Raw genomic sequence first — 472 nt, 5'->3', positions numbered from 1 at the left:
CCCGGGAGGACGGGGTGTCGAGCACCGCGGCGAGTCCCTCGTCCAGTCCCTCGGCGGCCTCGTACGGGGTCAGGAAGTCGGGAAAGTAGGCGGCCCGGGGCACGACGGGGACGAGCAGTCGGCGCACCGCCTTGCCGAGCGGTGTACTCGCCAGGGTGTCCTGGGTGGCGCGGTACCAGTCGGCGTAGGCCCAGCGCCCCTGCGAGGTCTGGAGCCGGTGCAGGCTGAAGACGGTCTCCCAGAGCGGATCGGGACGTGTCGCCAGGCTGACACGAGTGAGGTCCGCGGGCGTGAAGTGGATGCGCAGCACGAGAATCGCCCCCCGTTGATGGTCGTCCTGCTCACGGCAAGCGTGGGGGTGGTTGGTACGAAAGGCAAAGCGTTGCCCGGTGTGTCGCCGCTGGGCCGTGACAGGAGCGTCAGGGGCCGGGGACACCTGCTCCGGCCCAGGGTGATCACCCCTTCGGGGAGG

At 70.6% G+C, this 472-nt stretch carries 1 pseudogene; it reads right to left on the bottom strand.

The annotated features are described in order from the left end of the window. Positions 1-310: pseudogene (locus AB0C16_RS40500) on the bottom strand (transcriptional regulator); the annotation flags it as partial. Positions 311-472: the final 162 nt, after the last annotated feature.

Source organism: Nonomuraea sp. NPDC048916, from assembly GCF_040649575.1.
GTDB lineage: Bacteria > Actinomycetota > Actinomycetes > Streptosporangiales > Streptosporangiaceae > Nonomuraea.
Note: the sequence above shows the minus strand (reverse complement) of the source record. Positions and strands in the feature narration are given on the sequence as shown.